At 38.2% G+C, this 18599-nt stretch carries 14 protein-coding genes and 1 pseudogene; 8 read left to right on the top strand and 7 right to left on the bottom strand.

Annotation, left to right across the window (positions count from 1 at the left end):
• Positions 1-555: 555 nt before the first annotated feature.
• The 5 genes and pseudogenes from ABD005_RS17530 to ABD005_RS18205 form a co-directional block, all read right to left on the bottom strand.
• On the bottom strand, positions 556-3609 hold the full coding sequence (locus tag ABD005_RS17530; RefSeq protein WP_343819024.1) for a PqiB family protein: 3054 nt from the start codon (positions 3607-3609) through the stop codon (positions 556-558).
• A complete protein-coding gene (locus ABD005_RS17525; RefSeq protein ID WP_252739045.1) occupies positions 3590-4135 on the bottom strand; it encodes a paraquat-inducible protein A in 546 nt (181 codons plus the stop codon). Before ABD005_RS17525 ends, ABD005_RS17530 begins: the two co-directional genes overlap by 20 nt.
• Before the next feature lie 93 nt (positions 4136-4228).
• Complete coding sequence (locus ABD005_RS17520) at positions 4229-4879, bottom strand: paraquat-inducible protein A (RefSeq protein WP_343819022.1); 651 nt, start codon at positions 4877-4879, stop codon at positions 4229-4231.
• A gap of 99 nt (positions 4880-4978) precedes the next feature.
• A complete protein-coding gene (locus ABD005_RS18210; RefSeq protein ID WP_425544915.1) occupies positions 4979-5548 on the bottom strand; it encodes a c-type cytochrome in 570 nt (189 codons plus the stop codon).
• 99 nt (positions 5549-5647) lie between these two features.
• Positions 5648-5923: pseudogene (locus ABD005_RS18205) on the bottom strand (c-type cytochrome); the annotation flags it as partial.
• Positions 5924-6181: 258 nt separating this feature from the next.
• On the opposite strand from ABD005_RS18205, the gene yihA reads away from it, so the two are divergent.
• The 4 genes from yihA (at position 6182) to ubiB (ending at position 10911) form a co-directional block, all read left to right on the top strand.
• Positions 6182-6829: a ribosome biogenesis GTP-binding protein YihA/YsxC gene (yihA, locus tag ABD005_RS17510; protein ID WP_215981628.1), complete on the top strand. Its 648-nt coding sequence runs from the start codon at positions 6182-6184 to the stop codon at positions 6827-6829.
• A 981-nt stretch (positions 6830-7810) separates the two neighbouring features.
• Positions 7811-8626, top strand: coding sequence for a bifunctional demethylmenaquinone methyltransferase/2-methoxy-6-polyprenyl-1,4-benzoquinol methylase UbiE (gene ubiE, locus ABD005_RS17505; RefSeq protein ID WP_215981627.1), 816 nt, complete (start codon positions 7811-7813; stop codon positions 8624-8626).
• Positions 8627-8637: 11 nt separating this feature from the next.
• Positions 8638-9318: a ubiquinone biosynthesis accessory factor UbiJ gene (locus tag ABD005_RS17500; RefSeq protein WP_343819020.1), complete on the top strand. Its 681-nt coding sequence runs from the start codon at positions 8638-8640 to the stop codon at positions 9316-9318.
• 24 nt (positions 9319-9342) lie between these two features.
• Positions 9343-10911 (top strand): ubiquinone biosynthesis regulatory protein kinase UbiB, encoded by a 1569-nt coding sequence (ubiB, locus tag ABD005_RS17495; RefSeq protein WP_343819019.1) that lies wholly within the window; start codon positions 9343-9345, stop codon positions 10909-10911.
• 204 nt (positions 10912-11115) lie between these two features.
• Here ubiB and ABD005_RS17490 read toward each other — a convergent pair whose 3' ends face one another.
• Positions 11116-11997 carry a LysR family transcriptional regulator gene (locus ABD005_RS17490; RefSeq protein ID WP_343819018.1) on the bottom strand — a complete coding sequence of 294 codons (882 nt, stop codon included), beginning with the start codon at positions 11995-11997 and terminating at the stop codon, positions 11116-11118.
• Positions 11998-12152: 155 nt separating this feature from the next.
• Here ABD005_RS17490 and ABD005_RS17485 point away from each other — a divergent pair, with 155 nt between their 5' ends.
• Positions 12153-13337: an MFS transporter gene (locus ABD005_RS17485; protein WP_343819017.1), complete on the top strand. Its 1185-nt coding sequence runs from the start codon at positions 12153-12155 to the stop codon at positions 13335-13337.
• Positions 13338-13566: 229 nt separating this feature from the next.
• On the opposite strand, the gene rep is transcribed toward ABD005_RS17485, so the two are convergent.
• A complete protein-coding gene (rep, locus tag ABD005_RS17480; protein WP_215981620.1) occupies positions 13567-15582 on the bottom strand; it encodes a DNA helicase Rep in 2016 nt (671 codons plus the stop codon).
• Between the two features lie 116 nt (positions 15583-15698).
• Between rep and ubiK the strand changes: the two genes are divergently transcribed.
• The 3 genes from ubiK to ABD005_RS17465 all read left to right on the top strand — a co-directional run bounded on the left by ubiK (position 15699) and on the right by ABD005_RS17465 (position 18548).
• Positions 15699-15965, top strand: a complete 267-nt coding sequence (ubiK, locus tag ABD005_RS17475; RefSeq protein ID WP_343819015.1) for a ubiquinone biosynthesis accessory factor UbiK — start codon at positions 15699-15701, stop codon at positions 15963-15965.
• Positions 15966-16033: 68 nt separating this feature from the next.
• Entirely contained in the window at positions 16034-17452 is a 1419-nt protein-coding gene (locus ABD005_RS17470) for a phosphohexomutase domain-containing protein (protein ID WP_343819013.1), read from the top strand.
• Between the two features lie 10 nt (positions 17453-17462).
• The gene (locus ABD005_RS17465; RefSeq protein ID WP_343819012.1) at positions 17463-18548 is read left to right on the top strand and encodes a GNAT family N-acetyltransferase; all 1086 of its coding nucleotides are present in this window, start codon (positions 17463-17465) and stop codon (positions 18546-18548) included.
• Positions 18549-18599: the final 51 nt, after the last annotated feature.

Below are 18599 nucleotides of genomic sequence, written 5' to 3'. Positions count from 1 at the left end.
AAGTGTGGTCTGTAATGCTTGTTCAATATTCACAAAAAAAATCCGTAGTTAGTTTCCTAACTACGGATTTTGCATGATCGTTTGGATCGGTCAACCGATCATTCTCTTAACTGATCGGCATTGGGCTTAAATGCCCCATTTTTTTATTAAAATTTTCATGTGTGATTCAATGCGTAATGCAACACATGGCTAATTGCTCAATATATACAGGTATAACACGAGTAGTATCAAAAAAGTTTACTTTTAGACGCTGTAAATAACCTGAGCTCGGCTTAACAAATGTTTCTCTAGCAACTACTTTTCCTAACTTCTTCGTTAAATTTACTTGCAATAGGCCAGCTATTGACGCGAAATTTGCCTTGAATTAAGAAAAACTATCAAGCTAGAGACTCAGAAAAGTAATTTTTCTTATATTTCAATTTGTTAAATATCTCTTAAACCGAGTTCAGGTTAAATAATATGACAAGGACAGCGTTTCTCTACTAGCTAACTAACCTGATGCTCTCCAATATAGCAATATTTAATGTTTAGCCAGTAAAAAAATGTTCGAAGACGCTAAGGAGCCAAAGGCATTAATGGAATTTTAGTTTGCCATGATAACCATTCATTCTCGGGTTCTTGGTGTAAAATGAAAACAGGTAACTCATCATTATTACTCTGGCTTTGAGGAGTCGCAAAGGCAATACCTCCCGCAATTAATGTTTCAATTGATTCTGAGTCAATAGAAACACCAGAAAATAAACCCGCCTCTACGCTTAGCCCGCTTGCATTCCAAAATTTACTGGTATCGTTCACTAATGGAGCGTAGCGCTCTGCAATATTAATAAATACGTCAACACTATCGGCGTTATCAGACAAACCAATGCCAATGACCTTACCGACGGTAACTTGTCGATAAAGTACAGGGTTACCAATACGTACTGAGCCTAAACGTTTGCTGGTTAGTTTTACATTTAAGCCGTAAGGTAATGCGGTAACTGTTGGTGGTAAAGCGAGCGCATTAAAATGCTTTTGACTTTCATTGTCTGTATTAATGTTTGGCAATAACGCAATAAAAGCGCCATCGAGTAAAGCGCCGACATTTTTTGAACCCACTAGACCAAGCTCGGGCTCTACTTTCCAAAATTGCGTGCCTTGTTTGGCATATTGGCTACCGAGGTCATTTAATAAAACTTGTGCAATGACGCCTTGGTGATTTGGTTGAAAGCTTAAGCGTTCAATAACGCCAACTTCTTGTTCTTGATAAATAACTTTGCTATTTACTTTTAATCCGCTAGCGTCATCAAAATGAATGCTAATATTCAAGCCTGCGCTTTTAGCTTGTTCGATGTGCTTGAACAACTTGAACTGTGTTAGCTCATCAACTTGCACTTCACCTTTTTCACTTTGGCTTGGGTTATAAAAGCTTAGACCACCACGTAAAATACTATCGATAGATTCAGTTTTCACAACAAAGTCACTAATACCACCAGATACGGTTAAACCACTAGCGTTATAAAAACGACTATTTTGCTGGATGAGTTGCTGGTGTTCTTCATCAATACTCAGGTTGATATGAATTTTATCACTTGTTTTGTCTAGGCAGACATTATCAACTTGGCCAACAACAACGCCTCTATAGCTTACTGCGCTACCTGGGGTTGCAACGCTAGCGTGGTCGGCGATTAACGTTAGCTGTAAGCCTTGTGCGCTGGCATGCTTAGCAGGCGGATTAGTAAGTAGGTTAAATGCTGATGCATTATCGCCTTGACCGACATTAAAGGTAATATAAGTTCCACCTAGCAAAGCGTTAGTATCGGTGGCGCCCGATAAGCTTAAATTAGGCTTAACTAACCAAAATTGTGATTGGGCTTTCAAAATATAATCATATTCAGGCAACAAGCCCACTTGTAACTGTTTGTTGTTGCCATGATAGTCAATATTATGAATGGCACCAACCTCAACACCACGATATAAAATACGTGTATTAACATCTACTTCAGTGGATATTTTGGTTGTTAAGGTAAAGTTGGCTCGGTGTTTAGCTAACTTGTCGTTAGTAAATAACTTAAATTTATCACCATTATTTACTTGAGAGCTGTTGCTGTTAGTAGCTGTTTCTTGCTCATTGTTAGTAAATGAAATACCACCCGTTAATATACTTTGTAAAGACTGGGCTTGTATATTTACGCCTTGTAAACTGGCTTTTATTTGTAAACCTGAATTATTATAAAAATGACTAGTATTGGTAACGTAATGACTATGCTCAGGTTGTATATGAATATGAATTAAGTGCTTTGCCGGAGCTAAGGTTTCAATTGCTTGCACATTACCGACAACTTGTTGCTTATAATAAACTTCACTACCGACTTGTAGCGAGTTTCTGTCTATTGCATTAAGCATTAAATGCAAACCTGGCTCACTATATTTGTAAGGTGGTTGGCTATTGAATACACTAAACTTATTAGTGGGCTTGCCAGCAAGTGAAGGCCTTATACTTACGTAAGCCCCGGTCAGTAACGTTTTTGCATTAGACACACCTGTTAGACCTAGCTGTGGTGCAACAATATAAAATTGTGATTGCTCTGTTAAGTAAGGTGCAACTCTGGGGTTTACTTTCGCTTTAGCGGTTATCTTACGACTTACAGGGTCAATTTTACTAAATGACTCAATTACACCAATGGTTAAGCCTTGGTATAAAATTGCGGCGTTATGATCAATGCCTGAATTCCAATCTAAGGTTAACTCAATTTCGTGTCCCATTTCAGCAGACTGAAAATCAGGGTGTAACGGGTATACTCTACCATTTTTAGCTGGCGCTAAATCTGCTTGGTAACTTAAGGTGTCGACGGCAATTCCACCAGCCATGATAGAAGCGATAGAGTCGGTGTTTATTTTTAAACCAGCAGACAATGAAGCGGTAACTTGTACGCCACTGGTATTGTAAAATAGGGAGTTCTCTTTGATTAAGTGTGCGTGCTCAGGCTTAATAAAAACATTAATCGCAATTTTTTTACGACTTTCAATATAATGATAGCTAGTTACATGGCCAATAGGAATTTGTTTGAAGCTAATAGGAGAGTTCTCGCCTATTGAGCCTAAAACGTCGGTTTCTAAGGTTAAATGTAAACCTGGTGTGGTCATATCAAGCTCAGGTGGCTCGGTTAGCGCAATAAAGCTGTCTTGACTGTCGGCTGATTGGTTGGTGTCAGGTAAAATGTTAATGTAACTACCTGAAATTAAAGTATCTAAACCTGAAATACCTTGTAGGGAAATATCAGCACTGACCAACCAAAATTTTGTGTCGGTCGTTAAATAATCACTAAAGTCTCGTGAAATTTCTACTTCAGCAATTACTTGGCTTAAGTCGCTTGATGGTAATACCTTTTTTACTAAGCCGGTAACTAAGCCTTTGTACCGTACTTCGGTTTTATTAGGAACAATACCTGCACCATTATCAAATTTAATGGTGATAAATGTGCCTTGCTCTGAAATAACCTTAATGGTTAACCAAAGTCCAAAAATTAAGGCAATAAAAGGTACAAACCAAATAATAGAAACCCCTTTGCGTGGTACAACCTCGGCTTGGTTTTGAGGCGGAACTACTGGGTTATGTTGTTTTGAGTGCATTTTTTTCCTTTGATTGTATTTCTTTTTTATCCCATAACAGCCGAGGATCAAAACTATTGGCAGCAAACATGGTAAAAATAACGGTAATGGTAAAGTAGTTAATAGCAGGCCCAGCAGCAACGGAGGTAACAAAGCCTAGTTCAACAATGGTTACCATCAAAGCTACGACAAATACATCTAACATTGACCATGGCCCTAAAAATTCAAGTATATGATAAATTTTACTATGTTTGTTTGGTTTTAAGCGCATTCCAGTATGTACTTTATAAACCAGCACAAATAAGCCAATTATTTTCATCAGCGGTACAATAATACTGGCGGTAAATATAATAACGGCGATAGGGTATAAACCATGGTCAATAAACTCACCAATACCCGAGAGTATAGTTGCCTCTTTCGGCACACCTAGCTGATAAACTACCATTATCGGATATAGGTTTGCTGGAATAAAGGCGAGTAAGGCAGCTAAGTTCCATGCAAAAGTGTATTGCAGGCTGTTATATTTTCGTTGATAAAAAGACCCCATGCAACGACTACATTGTATAGGTTCACTCACAACCTTATTGACTTTATGGCACTTGGGGCACAACGCTAAGCCCTTGCTTTTAGCGGTTCTCATTTATGCTATTTCATCGGTAGTATTTGGTTCGAGAAATGCTTGTTCTAGTTCTTCCCAAATATAATCTTGATCGAGTGCTGCTGATGCCATGGTTGAACATACCAGCCATAAAATAAAAGATAATAAGCCTAAATTAACAGAAAGCTCTGTGTCATCAAGTAATTTATACATAGAGACAACAATCCCTAGCATAAAAACATTAAGCATAGCCCAGTGATCTAAATGATGATATGCCCGAAAAAAATTAAGTAATGATGGTTTTAAACGGTTAAATTTAAAACTGTACGATAAGTATAAAGCGCCGGAGAGCCTGACTATTGGCACGGCAATAGCAAATAAAAACAACAAGCTGGCAATCATAAAAAAGTCACGTTCTATCAGTACTAATACACAATCAAATAGTGAGGCTTGATGGTGTTGTCCGGCTAAAGTCACCCCCATTAAAGGTAGTAAAATAGCAGGTAACATTAATATTAAACTCGCTAGAGACCAGTGAAAGCTACGCTCAATAGAGTCGACTTTACGTTCAACTAAAACGCTGCCACAACGAGTACATTTAGCACTTTGTCCTTGTTTTAATGAAGGCTTGTCAAACAATGCATCACATTGCTGACATGCTACCCACTGTTTCGGTTGTTTTTTTTGTGTCATATCACAGCTGTTAATATCTGCTTTAATTAATTTTAAAGAAAAAAAAGCAGCGATAAACGCTGCTTTATATAGATTAGTTTATAAGTGAATATTGAGCACTTATTTTAAAGATGACATATATTGAGTTACTTCTTCAATATCAGCATCAGATAATTTAATAGCAATGTTGCGCATAATGCCGTTGTTGTCATTGGCACGACTACCATCACGGAAAGTCGCTAATTGCTTCTTCAAGTAATCTTTACTTTGACCTGCGATTGCAGGGAAGCCAGCTTGTTGCATGCCTTTACCATTAACACCATGACAGGCGATACAAGCGGTAATACCTTTAGCGGCATCACCACTGAAGTATAGTTTTTTACCTAAGTCACTACCTTCACCAGTACCCGCTTTAGGTGCTTGAACGGCAAAGAAAGCGGCTAAGTCATGCATATCTTCTTCGCTTAATGCCGCAACCATACCAGCCATAACCGGGTCGTTACGATCACCCGATTTAAAATCGTGTAATTGTTTCGCAATATAGTTAGCACTTTGACCGGCTAAACTTGGGTACATAGGAACTAAGCTATTACCGTCAGCACCATGACACGCAGCACACGTTGCCGCTTTTGTTTTACCAGCACTCACATCGCCTTTATAAATTGCTGAAGCAGGTGTTGAGGCAACTATTTCAACATTACCAGCAACTGGCGCTGCGCCCGCTGGAGCATCGCCTGTTGCCGCTACCACTTCGCCTGAACGAGGAATGCCTGAGAAATATGCTGCCACGTCGGCCATATCTTGCTCAGATAAATTAGCTGCCATTGGTGACATTAGAGGGTCTGAACGAGTGCCTGCTTTAAAGTCGGTTAACTGCTTAATAATATAAGCGCTGTTTTGTCCGGCAAGGTTAGGGTAGTTTGGAATAGCACTAATACCAGTCGCACCATGACAAGCCGCACATGTTGCAGCTTTTGTTTTACCAGCGGCGGCATCGCCTTCTAGTGCTTGTGCAGCACTTATTGAACCTATAGCTAAAAATAGCGAAAAGATAATTTTTTTCATTGAGTTGCTCTCTGCTTGTCATTAATTACACAGCTTATTTGAGTAGTATAGTCGCTATCTAATTAAAAAATGATAAAAAAGTACTAAGTAATTATTTTAAAAAAGTGACCGCATTTTACACTAATATTTGTACGGTGTAAGAGCGACAGAGTAAAAATCCTGATAAAATCTACGTATTTTAACTTTTTATGTGTTTTTTAATAATAAAAGTACAAGAAAAACGCTATAATGCGGAAAATTTTTTAACGAGTTAAGCTCTTGTCTTCTACAAAGATCCATTTAAGCAAAGCCACTTTTACTTTAAGTGCACCTGATATTCGTCGTTTACCTGAAGATACAGGTATTGAAGTTGCTTTTGCTGGTCGTTCAAATGCCGGTAAATCGAGTGCATTAAATACATTAACTAACCAAAATGGGTTAGCTCGTATCAGTAAAACCCCAGGACGTACCCAACTTATTAACGTTTTTGAAGTTGCCGAGAATAAACGTTTGATTGATTTACCGGGTTACGGTTTTGCTAAAGTGCCGTTAGAAATGAAAAAGAAATGGCAAAAAGCACTAGGCGAATATTTAGAAAAGCGCGATAGCCTTAAAGGGTTAGTGGTATTAATGGATATTCGTCACCCATTAAAAGATTTAGATATGGATCTTATTCAATGGGCAGCCGATAGTGATCTACCTGTACTGGCTTTATTAACTAAGTGTGACAAATTATCTCAAGGTAAGCGAAGCGCAGAAGTCTTAAAGGTGAAAAAAGCCCTAGCAACATTAAATGCTGATATTCGAGTACAAGCCTTCTCATCATTAAAGCGCACCGGTGCCGAGCAAGCTGATGTTGTTATTTGTGATTGGTTAGCACAAGACGACTTTATTCAAGATGAAGCAGACAACCTCGAACTATCATAGGTACTGTCATACTTTCTCGTAGCTATAAAAAAGCCGATGACATAAATGGCATCGGCACATTAGCTTATGGGGAAGCTAGAAAAATTATTACAATAAGTGTTCGCTTAAGAACTAAATAATTATAGAGTGATAACTCTATTGTTGTAAAGCACTTGTTTGTAGTAATTTTGTACCACTTCTCTCCAACTCAAGCTATTTAATTCTAACCTCGATTAAGATATTTCTGTACTACCCTTTGTCGTACTACTACATCTGATTGTTTCTTCTCCAAGGTGGTAAATATTATTTACCCCGACATAAACGCCCGATACCACACCTGATATTGGTAATAAAATAATACCACTAATGGAATAGTAGCTATTTGAGCCTTTAGCGATATCTACCACTTTTAGATATTTTCGGTCGCTAGAAATTTCGCACTGATTGATGTAGCCGCTATCCGTTACTGGTAACACTACACACCCAGATAATGCGAGATAACAACTTAATAAAAGGAGCACAGGTTTTCTCACGATAAACTTCCCTATAATTGCAATGATGTTGGTGCTTGCATTGAGTGTATATGTTGTTGTTAACAATTAATAGGCTGAGATAACAAGGTACTGTTGAAATAAAAGTGCTTGAGAGGAGAGCGTGGTAAATTTTAGGCAAAAAAAACCGGTAGCAATTGCCACCGGTGAGTTAGCTATGAGGAAAGCTAGAATATTCAATTATTACAACAAGCGTCCGTATAAGGGAACGAAGAGAATTATAGAGTACTAGCTCTAATGGTGCAAGCAAATAATGTAATTTTATTTCATGTTTGTTGTTTTGTTACAGAATTATTGCAGGTTTCTAATGATTAAAGCGATTTTATGTGTGAATTTATTGTATTAAACGCTATTAATATTGGTATAGATCAAGAAAAAACCAGATGGGTATTTGGTGATTTAGCATGCATACAGTAAACTATCGCTAATTATCGTTTTAAGTGAAATAATCATGTCAACATTAGATAAAAATACAGAGCAAAATAACTCTGCTATTGATCAACAATCCCCTTCTAATGGTGCTAACGACAGCACTACTCATTTTGGTTATAAAACTATAGAAAAAGAAGACAAAGTTTCTATGGTTGCTGGGGTTTTCCATTCTGTTGCTAAGCAATATGATGTTATGAATGATTTGATGTCATTTGGTATCCACCGTTTATGGAAGCGCTTTACGATTGATGCCAGTGGCGTAAGACCAGGAAACAAAGTACTTGATTTAGCAGGTGGAACTGGCGACTTAACGGCAAAATTCTCACAGTTAGTGGGTCGTAATGGTCAAGTGGTTTTAGCTGATATCAATAGTTCAATGTTAAATGTGGGTCGCGATAAATTACGTGATAAAGGTTTAGTGCAAAATATTGAATATGTGCAAGCCAATGCTGAATACCTACCATTTGAAGAAAATACCTTTGATATTGTTACCATCGCCTTTGGTTTACGTAATGTTACCGACAAAGATAAAGCATTACGTTCTATTTATTCAGTGTTAAAACCTGGTGGTCGTTTATTAGTTTTAGAATTTTCTAAACCAGAACATGATGTTGTTAGCAAAGCTTACGATTTTTATTCATTTAACGTATTACCTAAAATGGGTGAATTAGTAGCTAAAGATGGCGATAGTTACCAATATTTAGCTGAGTCTATTCGTATGCACCCGGATCAAGAAACCTTAAAAACAATGATGGATGAGGCTGGGTTTGAGCAAACCAGTTATAAAAACCTAACCGGTGGTGTTGTTGCGTTGCATAAAGGTTATAAATTTTAGTCATGAGCCTTATGTCGCAAATATCACAGCAGCTATTATTACCTCAGGTATTAAGTGCTGTAATTGAATATATTGTTAATAAAGCATTGAGCTTAAGTACAAACAAAGTAGCGCTAAACACATTAAATGAAAGTACGTTAACAGTACACTTAGCTGAATTAAAATTTCCGTTAAGTTTTAGTGTTTGTAGCAACTTACAGGCTAGTCAAAGCGAACATAAGTCAATTATTGTTGGCAGTACGACAGAGCGCAGTGATTGTACTATTTATACGAGTATTCAAACGTTAAAAAAAATTAACGCCGAACAGCAAATCACTCAACTGATTAAAGCGGGTGAATTAGATGTTGAAGGCGATATTAAAATTGCTCAGCAATTTGCGACGATAGCGCAGCAGCTTGATATTGACTGGCAAAGTGAAATAGCGAAACACATTGGTGATGTACCAACACATAAAGCGGTACAGTTTGGTAATAAAATTACCAAAAAAATGAAGGCAACGAACAAAAGTGTCGAGAGTGATATTGTTGAATACTTAGTTCATGAAAAAAGACTAATTGTTACTAAAGGGCAGTTAAGTCAATTTAATCAATCTGTTATTGCGACTGCACAGCAGGTAAATACTTTATCTGAACGCATGGAAAAATTAGAAAAAACCTTAGCTTCAGCAAATAACGATGCCCCCGTTAAGTAACCTAATAGGAAGATCAAACCTCTCGTGAGTAGTTTACGCCTTTATCACATAGTGAAAACCTTTTTACACTTTGGTGTAGATGACATGGTGCCTAAGCACTTACTCCCTTGGTATGCTAAATTGGCAAGGGCTTGCATTTTTTGGCTGCGTAACAAGCATAAAGACAAAAGCCCAGAGCAACGCTTTAGACTTGCGATTGAAAGTTTAGGCCCAGTGTTTATTAAATTTGGGCAAATGCTTTCTACGCGTCGTGATTTATTACCACCTGAACTCGCAGATGAACTCGCGTTATTACAAGATCAAGTAAAACCCTTTTCGGGTGAGCAAGCTAAGCAGCTAATTATTGATTCTTTAGGTAAAGACGCGTTTGAGCAACATATTCATGATTTTGAGCTGCTACCTTTAGCCTCTGCTTCTATTGCGCAAGTACACACAGCGACATTAACTGAAGAGGGCGTACAAGAAAAAATCGTCATTAAAGTACTGCGTCCCAATATTGATAAAACTATTTTAGCTGACATTAAGGTGATGACCTTATTTGCTGGTATTGTCGCGCGTTGGTTACCCGATGGAAAGCGCTTACGCCCGAAAGAAGTGGTTAACGAATACCGAAAAACCATTCTCGATGAGCTTGATTTAAATCGCGAAGCGGCTAATGCCATTCAATTAAAGCGTAACTTTACGCAAGGCAGTGAGTTTGACAAAGCACTGTATGTGCCGAAAATTTACAGTGAGTATTCATCAAAAAACGTTTTAGTGATGGAACGAATTTACGGCATAGGTGTCGGTGAGGTTGATAAACTAAACGCCCTTGGCGTTAATATGAAACTGCTAGCAGAGCGTGGCGTAGAAACCTTTTTCACCCAAGTTTTTCGCGATAGCTTCTTTCATGCAGATATGCACCCAGGTAATGTTTTTGTTGATGCAACTACACCAGAAGATCCAACGTGGATTGCCATTGATTGCGGTATTGTTGGTACGTTAAACCGAGAAGATAAACGCTATTTAGCGGAGAATTTTGTCGCCTTTTTTAATCGCGATTATCGTAAAGTCGCGCAGTTACATGTTGATTCGGGCTGGGTGCCACATAATACCAGCGTTGATGAGTTTGAATTTGCTATTCGTACAGTTTGCGAGCCTATTTTTAATAAGCCGTTATCAGAAATTTCTTTTGGGCAGGTATTGGTTAATCTTTTTAATACCGCACGCCGCTTTAATATGGAAGTGCAGCCACAATTGGTATTGTTACAAAAAACCTTACTCTATATTGAAGGCTTAGGTCGTCAGTTATATCCTCAGTTAGACTTATGGCAAACCGCTAAGCCATTTTTAGAAAACTGGGTAAAAGAGCAAATGGGCGTAAAAGCAGTATTTGCTAAAGTGAAAGAAAACCTTCCATTCTGGAATGAAAAACTACCTGAAATACCTGATTTAATTTATGATTATTTAAAATCAGGCAAAGAAAACCAACACCAGCAAGCACAATTAATGCGTGAAATGTTAGCGGCGCAAAAGAAGCAAAATCAACATCTGGTTTATAGCGTAATAGCCGCAGCGTTAATTATTGCTGCAGCAGTTGTTTATAGTGCTTAGTCGTAGTTACCTATATTTCAACTTCATATAATGTTTAATTTTGGGGTTGAGCAAACCGTAAAGTTAAGTAGGTCAACAGAGAGTCTAAATAGCTAGTAAGCGAGGAAGGGAGATCATCTTAGTTAAAGCTCCTTTGATACGTTAGCTGACATTAGCATTTATTTATCTAACGCCAAGCGGCAAAACAGACACAAACATAAATCATTACAATGTTAATCTCGGCCTAATAAATTCAATAAATGCAGTAACCCTTTCTGCAACCGCTGAAGATTTATAGTAAACAGCATTTACTAACTCACGATCAGTACCAAATAGCCTATATGGCTCCAGAAGCGATATTAGCCGACCTGATGCAATATCGGTATTAACCATAAAACCAGATAAACAAGTGATACCGCTTCCAGATAAAGCTAGCTGGCGAATGGTTTCTCCATTACTCGCTGTCATAGTCGGATTTACGCTATTCAAGCCTTTTACAGGCCATTGGTTGAGTGATTTGATATTTGAGAAACCGATTAATTTATGACTTTTAAGGTCATCAGGCGTTTTTGGTAAGCCATTTTGTGCAATATATTCAGGTGATGCGACAATAAAAATCGGGCTTTTTCCTAAGGCGCTAGCATGTAGAGTTGAATCTTCTAGTTTGCCAATTCTTATTGCTACATCAGTGCGTTTTTCAATTAAATCAACGATCCCTTCGTTAGAGTTCAGTTCAATCTCTATTTCAGGGTAAGCCTTAGTAAACGCACTCATATGGGGTGTTAATTGGTGAAATACAAAAGGACTCACAGCATCGACACGTAATTTACCTTGCGGCACTTTCCCTTTAACAATAAGGTCTGATTCCGCACTTTGGATTTGTTGTAAACCTATGCTCACCGCATCGATAAATTTTTTCCCTTCATCTGTCAGCATCACTCGCCTAGTTGTTCTAATTAAAATAGCTGTGTTAAGTGCTTTTTCAATTTTAGTCACTGAGCGGGATATGCGAGCTACTTGAATATTAAGTGCATCAGCTGCGGCAGAGAAGCCACCAAATTCAATGACAGCTAATAAAATCTCTAAGTCATCAGATCGTGTTTTCAAACTCAAATTAACCTCATTTATTACAAAAGTAATTTGCAAATAGTGCTATTTATCACAAAAGTTTATCAGTTAATAATGGCGTCAACAAATAAAGGAAGCGATTTAATTTAACGCCTTACTTTATATCTATTAAATAAACTTATTTGGAGATTATCATGCCACTCGCATTGATAGCATTAGCGCTTAGCGCCTTTGCTATAGGAACAACAGAATTCGTAATTGTTGGATTATTGCCAACAATGGCACAAGACCTTAATGTATCAATACCGTCAGCGGGTTTATTGGTAAGTCTTTATGCTTTAGGCGTAGCTATTGGCGCACCTGTGTTAACAGCGCTAACCAGTAGATGGAACAGAAAACATGTGTTGCTATCGGTTATGGGTTTGTTTGTTATTGGTAACTTAGTGGCTTGGCAAGCACCAAGTTTTGATGCGCTGATAATAGCCCGAATTCTAACAGGGTTAGCACATGGTGTTTTCTTTTCAATAGGCTCGACCATTGCGACAGGTTTAGTGCCTAAAGAAAAAGGTGCAAGTGCTATTGCAATTATGTTTACAGGATTAACAGTGGCCTTAGTCACAGGAGTTCCTCTAGGCACTTATATTGGTCAAATTTTTGGCTGGGAAGCGACCTTTTTAACTGTATCTATTTTAGGTTTATTAGCCATGATTGGTAGTGCGATATTAGTGCCTAATAATTTAAAACAAGCTAAGCCAACTAACATTACAGCACAGTTAAGAGTATTAACTCACCCTCGATTACTATTAGTTTATGCGATTACGGCTATTGGTTACGGTGGAACTTTCATCGCATTTACTTACTTAGCTCCTATCCTAAATGAAGTGAGTGGTTTTGATTCAAGCTCTGTTGCTTTGATACTTTTAGTTTATGGTGTGTCAGTTGCTGTCGGCAATATCTGGGGCGGTAAAATGGCTGATAATTATGGCCCAATTAAAGTCTTAACAATCATTTTTGCAGGTCTTGCAGGCATATTATTTATGTTGAGCTTTACCGCTTACAACCCAATTACAGCTGTGGTAACTATTTTGGTTTGGGGAGCATTTGCTTTTGGAAACGTACCCGGCTTACAGGTTTACGTAGTTAAATTAGCCGAAACGCACACGCCAGATGCCGTAGATGTAGCATCAGGGTTAAATATCGCCGCTTTTAATGTTGGTATTGCAATTGGTGCATGGGGAGGAGGCAATATTGTTGCTGCACATGGCTTAATGAATACACCTTGGGTAGGCGCAATTGTTGTTTTAGTTGCACTTGTATTAACACGTTATAGTGGGATGCTTGATAGGAAAGGAACAAGTTTAAATTTAGTTAAGGATTGAACCCATATAGGCTTTCCTTCTAGATAAAAAACACTTTTATAAAAGCAGGCTTAATGAGTAAATTAAGTCTGCTTTAGGTTCTGAACAGCCTTTAGTAACTCAAGAACTAATGTCCGCAATTGGCTAATTTAAGACATAAGGCAATGTCTTAAATTACGAGAATCAGCCTAATCCAACTTAGTACTATGAGTTAGTAGCCTACCTCATTTCGACTATTGGCAACATTGTACTATTTTTTAAACAGAGACCGTAAGTTAGCCACACCTTGTTTATTCGATTGTTCAACATGCGCTTCGGTTTTCTTCTTCACTTGACCTAATTCCCAGTTTAAATCATCTTGCGGTAGTTCATGTAAAAAGCGACTGGCTTCGGTTCTAGCTACTTCACCAAATTGACGGCGCTCTCTCGCATAAGTGAATATTAACTCACGTTGAGCGCGAGTAATACCAACGTAAGCGAGGCGACGCTCTTCTTCAACCGAGCCCTCATCAATACTTGTTTGATGGGGTAATAAACCTTCTTCCATGCCAATAAGGAATACATACGGAAACTCTAAACCTTTAGAAGCATGCAGTGTCATTAATTGTACTTGATCACTGCTGTCTTCTTCTTCATTGCGCTCCATCATATCGCGTAAGGTTAAGCGAGTGACAATTTCAGGCAAGGTCATCGGCTCGTCATCTTCATTGCCTTCTAGCATTTGTGTGACCCAGCTGAATAGCTCAGTGATGTTTTTCATGCGCATTTCTGCAGCTTTAGCGCTTGGTGAGGTGTCGTATAAAAAGTCTTCGTAATTGATTTCACGAATCATTGAGCGTAAAACAGCAGCGGTGTCGCCACGCATTGCGTTATCACCGGTTTCTACTAGCCATTGAGTAAAAGCCTGTAGCTTCATTAGTCCACGACCTGAAAGCGTTTGTTCTAAGCCAAGTTCAAAACTTGCGGCAAACATACTAATTTGACGCATATTGGCATAAGTACCGAGTTTTTCTAATGTTGCCGGACCTAATTCGCGTTTGGGGACATTAACAATACGTAAAAAGGCATTATCATCGTCAGGGTTTACCAATACGCGTAAATACGCCATTACATCTTTTACTTCTGAACGAGAGAAAAATGATGTGCCACCACTGATTTTGTATGGAATTCTGTTTTGCATCAGTGCTTTTTCAAGTAAGCGAGATTGGTGGTTGCCACGATATAACACTGCGTAATCTTTATATTGACTGCGGTTCATAAAGCGGTGACCAATCAACTCACCAATAACACGCTCTATTTCGTTTTCTTCATTTTTGGCCTGCACCACTCTTAGCTCAACACCGTAAGCAAGCTCACTAAATAAAGCTTTATCATAAACATGCGGGTTATTAGCAATGAGCACGTTAGCGCATTTTAAAATACGACCACTTGAGCGGTAGTTTTGTTCTAATTTGATCAGCTTTAAATTAGGAAAATCTTTACCCAGTAAAACTAAATTTTCTGGTTTTGCACCACGCCACGAATAGATTGACTGATCGTCGTCGCCTACTACGGTTAAACGCGCACGTTCACCAGCAATATGGCGAACTAATTCATATTGACTAGCGTTAGTATCTTGGTATTCGTCCACTAATAAGTATTGAATTTTTTGCTGCCAACGCGCTCTAACCTCAGGATAGTTTTTGAGTAATAACGTGGGAATAAGAATTAAGTCATCAAAGTCGAGTGCGTTATAGGCAATCATATGCTTGTAGTAGCGCTGATAAAATTCAGCATTTTCAACCTCATCGGCACCGTTAGCTCTTTTTATAGCAGCATCGGGCAATAGTAAGTCGTTTTTCCAGTTGGAAATCATACTTTGCAATTTACTGAGTAGGTCTTTATCACCATCAAGTTCATCAATGGTTAATTCTTTTAATAAGGCGAGGGTATCTTGGTCATCAAATAAGGTAAAACCGGGTTTGTAACCTAAGGTTTTTATTTCACGGCGTACAATATCAAGGCCTAATGAGTGGAAGGTTGATACCGTTAAACCACGTGTTAATTCACGGCCGAGCATTTTTTGAATACGCTCTTTCATTTCTCGAGCGGCTTTATTGGTAAAAGTTACCGCAGCAATATTTCGTGCTTTATAACCACATTTTTGAATTAAATACGCTATTTTCTGACAAATAACCCCAGTTTTACCTGAGCCAGCGCCTGCCAGCACTAAGCAAGGTCCGCTGATATATTTAACTGCTTCATTTTGTCCGGGGTTAAGTTTCATAGCTACTCAATAGAAAAATTGTCTCGGGTTAATTTTACCTGTTTTTCCTTGGCGGCAAAACAGTTACAATGCAGCTAAGAGCAAAAAGTTCACAAAGTACTCATGTAGGAAAAATAATGATCAACGCTAAAAAAATTGAAGAAATTGCAAAACAAGTTTCAGAGTCTATTCCTCCAGGCTTAAAAAGCATGGCGAATGAGTTTGAAGATAAAGCTAAAACAGTATTGCAAAGTAAATTAGCACAATTAGATGTTGTTACCCGTGAAGAGTTTGATGTACAAACACAAGTACTTATTAAAACACGTGCTAAGTTAAGTGAACTTGAAGCTAAATTTACTGAGTTGGAAGCTAAGATTACTGAAAATAATCATTCAGTAGATTAATATCACCGCAACCATCTTTTAATCACACCACTAAATTTCAATAACATAACTAAGGACGAGTTTGCTTAATGACCTCATTAACTAATGCCGCTGCTAATAATACCCCGAGTAAAATCACTTGTTTTAAAGCGTACGATATTCGTGGCAAATTAGGCACAGAATTAAACGTTGATGTTGCTTATCGCGTCGGCCGTGCTTTTGCTCAGCATACTAAAGCAAAAAAAGTGGTTGTTGGTGGCGATATTCGCTTAACCAGTAATGAGTTAAAACAAGCGCTAGCGCAAGGTTTAATGGCGGGTGGTAGTGATGTTATTGACTTAGGTTTAGCGGGCACTGAACATATTTATTTTGCGACTAGTCACTTACAGTGCGATGGCGGCATAGTGGTTACTGCAAGCCATAACCCTATTGACTACAACGGTATGAAGTTGGTCAGGGAGAACTCAAAACCTATTAGTGGTGATACGGGGTTATTTGATATTCAAGCCTTAGCTGAAAGTAATGTTTTTGAGGAAGTTACCGCTACTGGAAAATTAAGTACTCATGATATTAGCGCTGCCTATACTGAGCATCTACTTAGTTATATTGATACAAAAAATATTACGCCATTAAAGTTAGTGGTTAACGCGGGCAATGGCGCAGCAGGTCCTGCACTTGACGCGATTGAAGCGGCTTTTAACTTATTAAACCTGCCAGTGGAATTTATTAAAGTTAACCATGAACCTGACGGTAATTTCCCTAATGGTATTCCTAATCCGCTATTAGTTGAAAACCGTAGTGCGACAGCTGATGCCGTTATAAAACACGGCGCTGATATGGGCATAGCGTGGGATGGTGACTTTGATCGCTGTTTCTTATTTGATGAACAGGGCGAATTTATTGAAGGCTATTATATAGTTGGTTTGTTAGCAGAAAACTTTTTAGCGAAAAAATCAGCGACCAGCGTCAGCAAAGATAAAATTATTCACGACCCAAGATTAACGTGGAATACCATTGATATTGTTGAACAATCGGGCGGCCAAGCCATTCAAAGTAAAACGGGTCATGCTTTTATTAAAGAGCGTATGCGCAGTGAAGATGCTGTATATGGCGGTGAAATGAGTGCGCATCATTATTTTAGAGATTTTTTCTATTGTGATAGCGGTATGATCCCGTGGTTACTGATTGCAGAGTTAGTGTGTTTACGTAAACAACCCTTATCTTCTTTAGTGAAAGCTCGTATTGCTGCTTATCCATCATCAGGTGAAATTAATAATAAAATAGCAGATCCCAAAGCGGCTATTGCACGTGTTTTTAATCATTACCAACAGCAAGCGCAGGTGATTGATGAGACTGATGGTATTAGCATGGAATTTGGTGACTGGCGCTTTAATTTACGTAGTAGTAATACCGAGCCAGTCGTGAGGTTAAATGTAGAAAGTAAAGGTGATGAAGCGCTAATGCAAGCCAAAACAGAGCAAATACTCGCTCTATTACTTGCTGAGTAAATTAGGCTAAATGACTAACATGGAAGCTAGTTGTCATATATCGTATCAAACATTGACCTTCGATGACTTTGTCAGTCGTTATCGAGAGCAGCTTCCTACTGTTAAATTATTTGAATTAACACTGCCATGGTTAACGGCAACGCGTGATTTTATGATGGCCACTAATGATAAATTAGTGGTGCATTGCCTTTACTCAAATGATGAAACAGCGCTTCAGTTATTGATCGCTTGGCCGTTAATTCATCGCGGTAAGCATAATAAGTTACAGCTACATTCACTCAGTAGTTTTTATTCTGCAATCGCTGAGCCGTATTATACAAGTGACGACGGTAAGGCTCATCTATCTAGTTTATTAAAATATATAGATAAAAATACTACTTGGCACAGTATGAATCTTGGTGGCTTTGCTGAAAATACTAATCTACCTTATGCGCTAACTAAGTACTTCAAAGCTTGTAAGCTATTTAATGAAACGGCTAATTTCTATCAAGATAACTTGGTTGACTTTAATAGTTATTATCAACAATTACCTAGCCAATTGCGTAATACCGTTAAACGACGTCGTAAAAAACTAGCGGCTGCACACCCATATAATATCCGCATTATTAATACTCTCGATGATTTTATTACTGCCTTTGAGGGCTATAAAAGTATTTATCAGCAAAGTTGGAAAGGCGAAGAGTTCAGCTTTGCGTTTATTGAACAAGTTTGTCGCGCGGCCATAGCAGGAAATAAATTGCGTTTTGGTTTGTTATACGTTGATAACAAACCTGCTGCGGCGCAGTTATGGTTTTTACAATCAGGCACAGCATCAATTTTCAAGTTGGCTTATGACCAGCAATATAAAAATTTTTCAGTGGGCTCTATTTTATCAATGGCACTGTCAGAGCACGTACTTGAGTATGATAAAGTCACCTGTATTGAGTTTGGTATGGGCAGTGAGCCTTATAAAAAAGATTGGTTAGCAAAACAGCGGCAGCGTGTTAGTTATCAAATTTTTAATCAACAACGCTTTTTAGGAAAAATAGCCTCGTTTCGTTATATTACCTTACCGTATTATAAAAATTTATGGTTTAGTAAAAACAACGAGCAATAGCGCACTTATTTTAATTTTTACGTTAATTTTCATAGTTATTGTCAATGGAGT

Origin of the sequence: Colwellia asteriadis (genome assembly GCF_039523295.1) — a bacterium.
In the GTDB taxonomy this organism is placed as follows: Bacteria; Pseudomonadota; Gammaproteobacteria; order Enterobacterales; family Alteromonadaceae; genus Colwellia; species Colwellia asteriadis.
Note: the sequence above shows the minus strand (reverse complement) of the source record. Positions and strands in the feature narration are given on the sequence as shown.

Excerpts from the sequence above, each read along its gene's own strand:
- ABD005_RS17500 (WP_343819020.1), top strand. The coding sequence starts at position 8,638 with ATGTCGCAAATATCACAGCAGCTATTATTACCTCAGGTATTAAGTGCT.
- ABD005_RS17485 (WP_343819017.1), top strand. The coding sequence starts at position 12,153 with ATGCCACTCGCATTGATAGCATTAGCGCTTAGCGCCTTTGCTATAGGA.
- ubiK (WP_343819015.1), top strand. The coding sequence starts at position 15,699 with ATGATCAACGCTAAAAAAATTGAAGAAATTGCAAAACAAGTTTCAGAG.
- ABD005_RS17470 (WP_343819013.1), top strand. The coding sequence starts at position 16,034 with ATGACCTCATTAACTAATGCCGCTGCTAATAATACCCCGAGTAAAATC.
- ABD005_RS17520 (WP_343819022.1), bottom strand. The coding sequence starts at position 4,879 with ATGACACAAAAAAAACAACCGAAACAGTGGGTAGCATGTCAGCAATGT.
- ubiE (WP_215981627.1), top strand. The coding sequence starts at position 7,811 with ATGTCAACATTAGATAAAAATACAGAGCAAAATAACTCTGCTATTGAT.
- ABD005_RS17525 (WP_252739045.1), bottom strand. The coding sequence starts at position 4,135 with ATGGGGTCTTTTTATCAACGAAAATATAACAGCCTGCAATACACTTTT.
- ABD005_RS17530 (WP_343819024.1), bottom strand. The coding sequence starts at position 3,609 with ATGCACTCAAAACAACATAACCCAGTAGTTCCGCCTCAAAACCAAGCC.
- rep (WP_215981620.1), bottom strand. The coding sequence starts at position 15,582 with ATGAAACTTAACCCCGGACAAAATGAAGCAGTTAAATATATCAGCGGA.
- ABD005_RS17465 (WP_343819012.1), top strand. The coding sequence starts at position 17,463 with ATGACTAACATGGAAGCTAGTTGTCATATATCGTATCAAACATTGACC.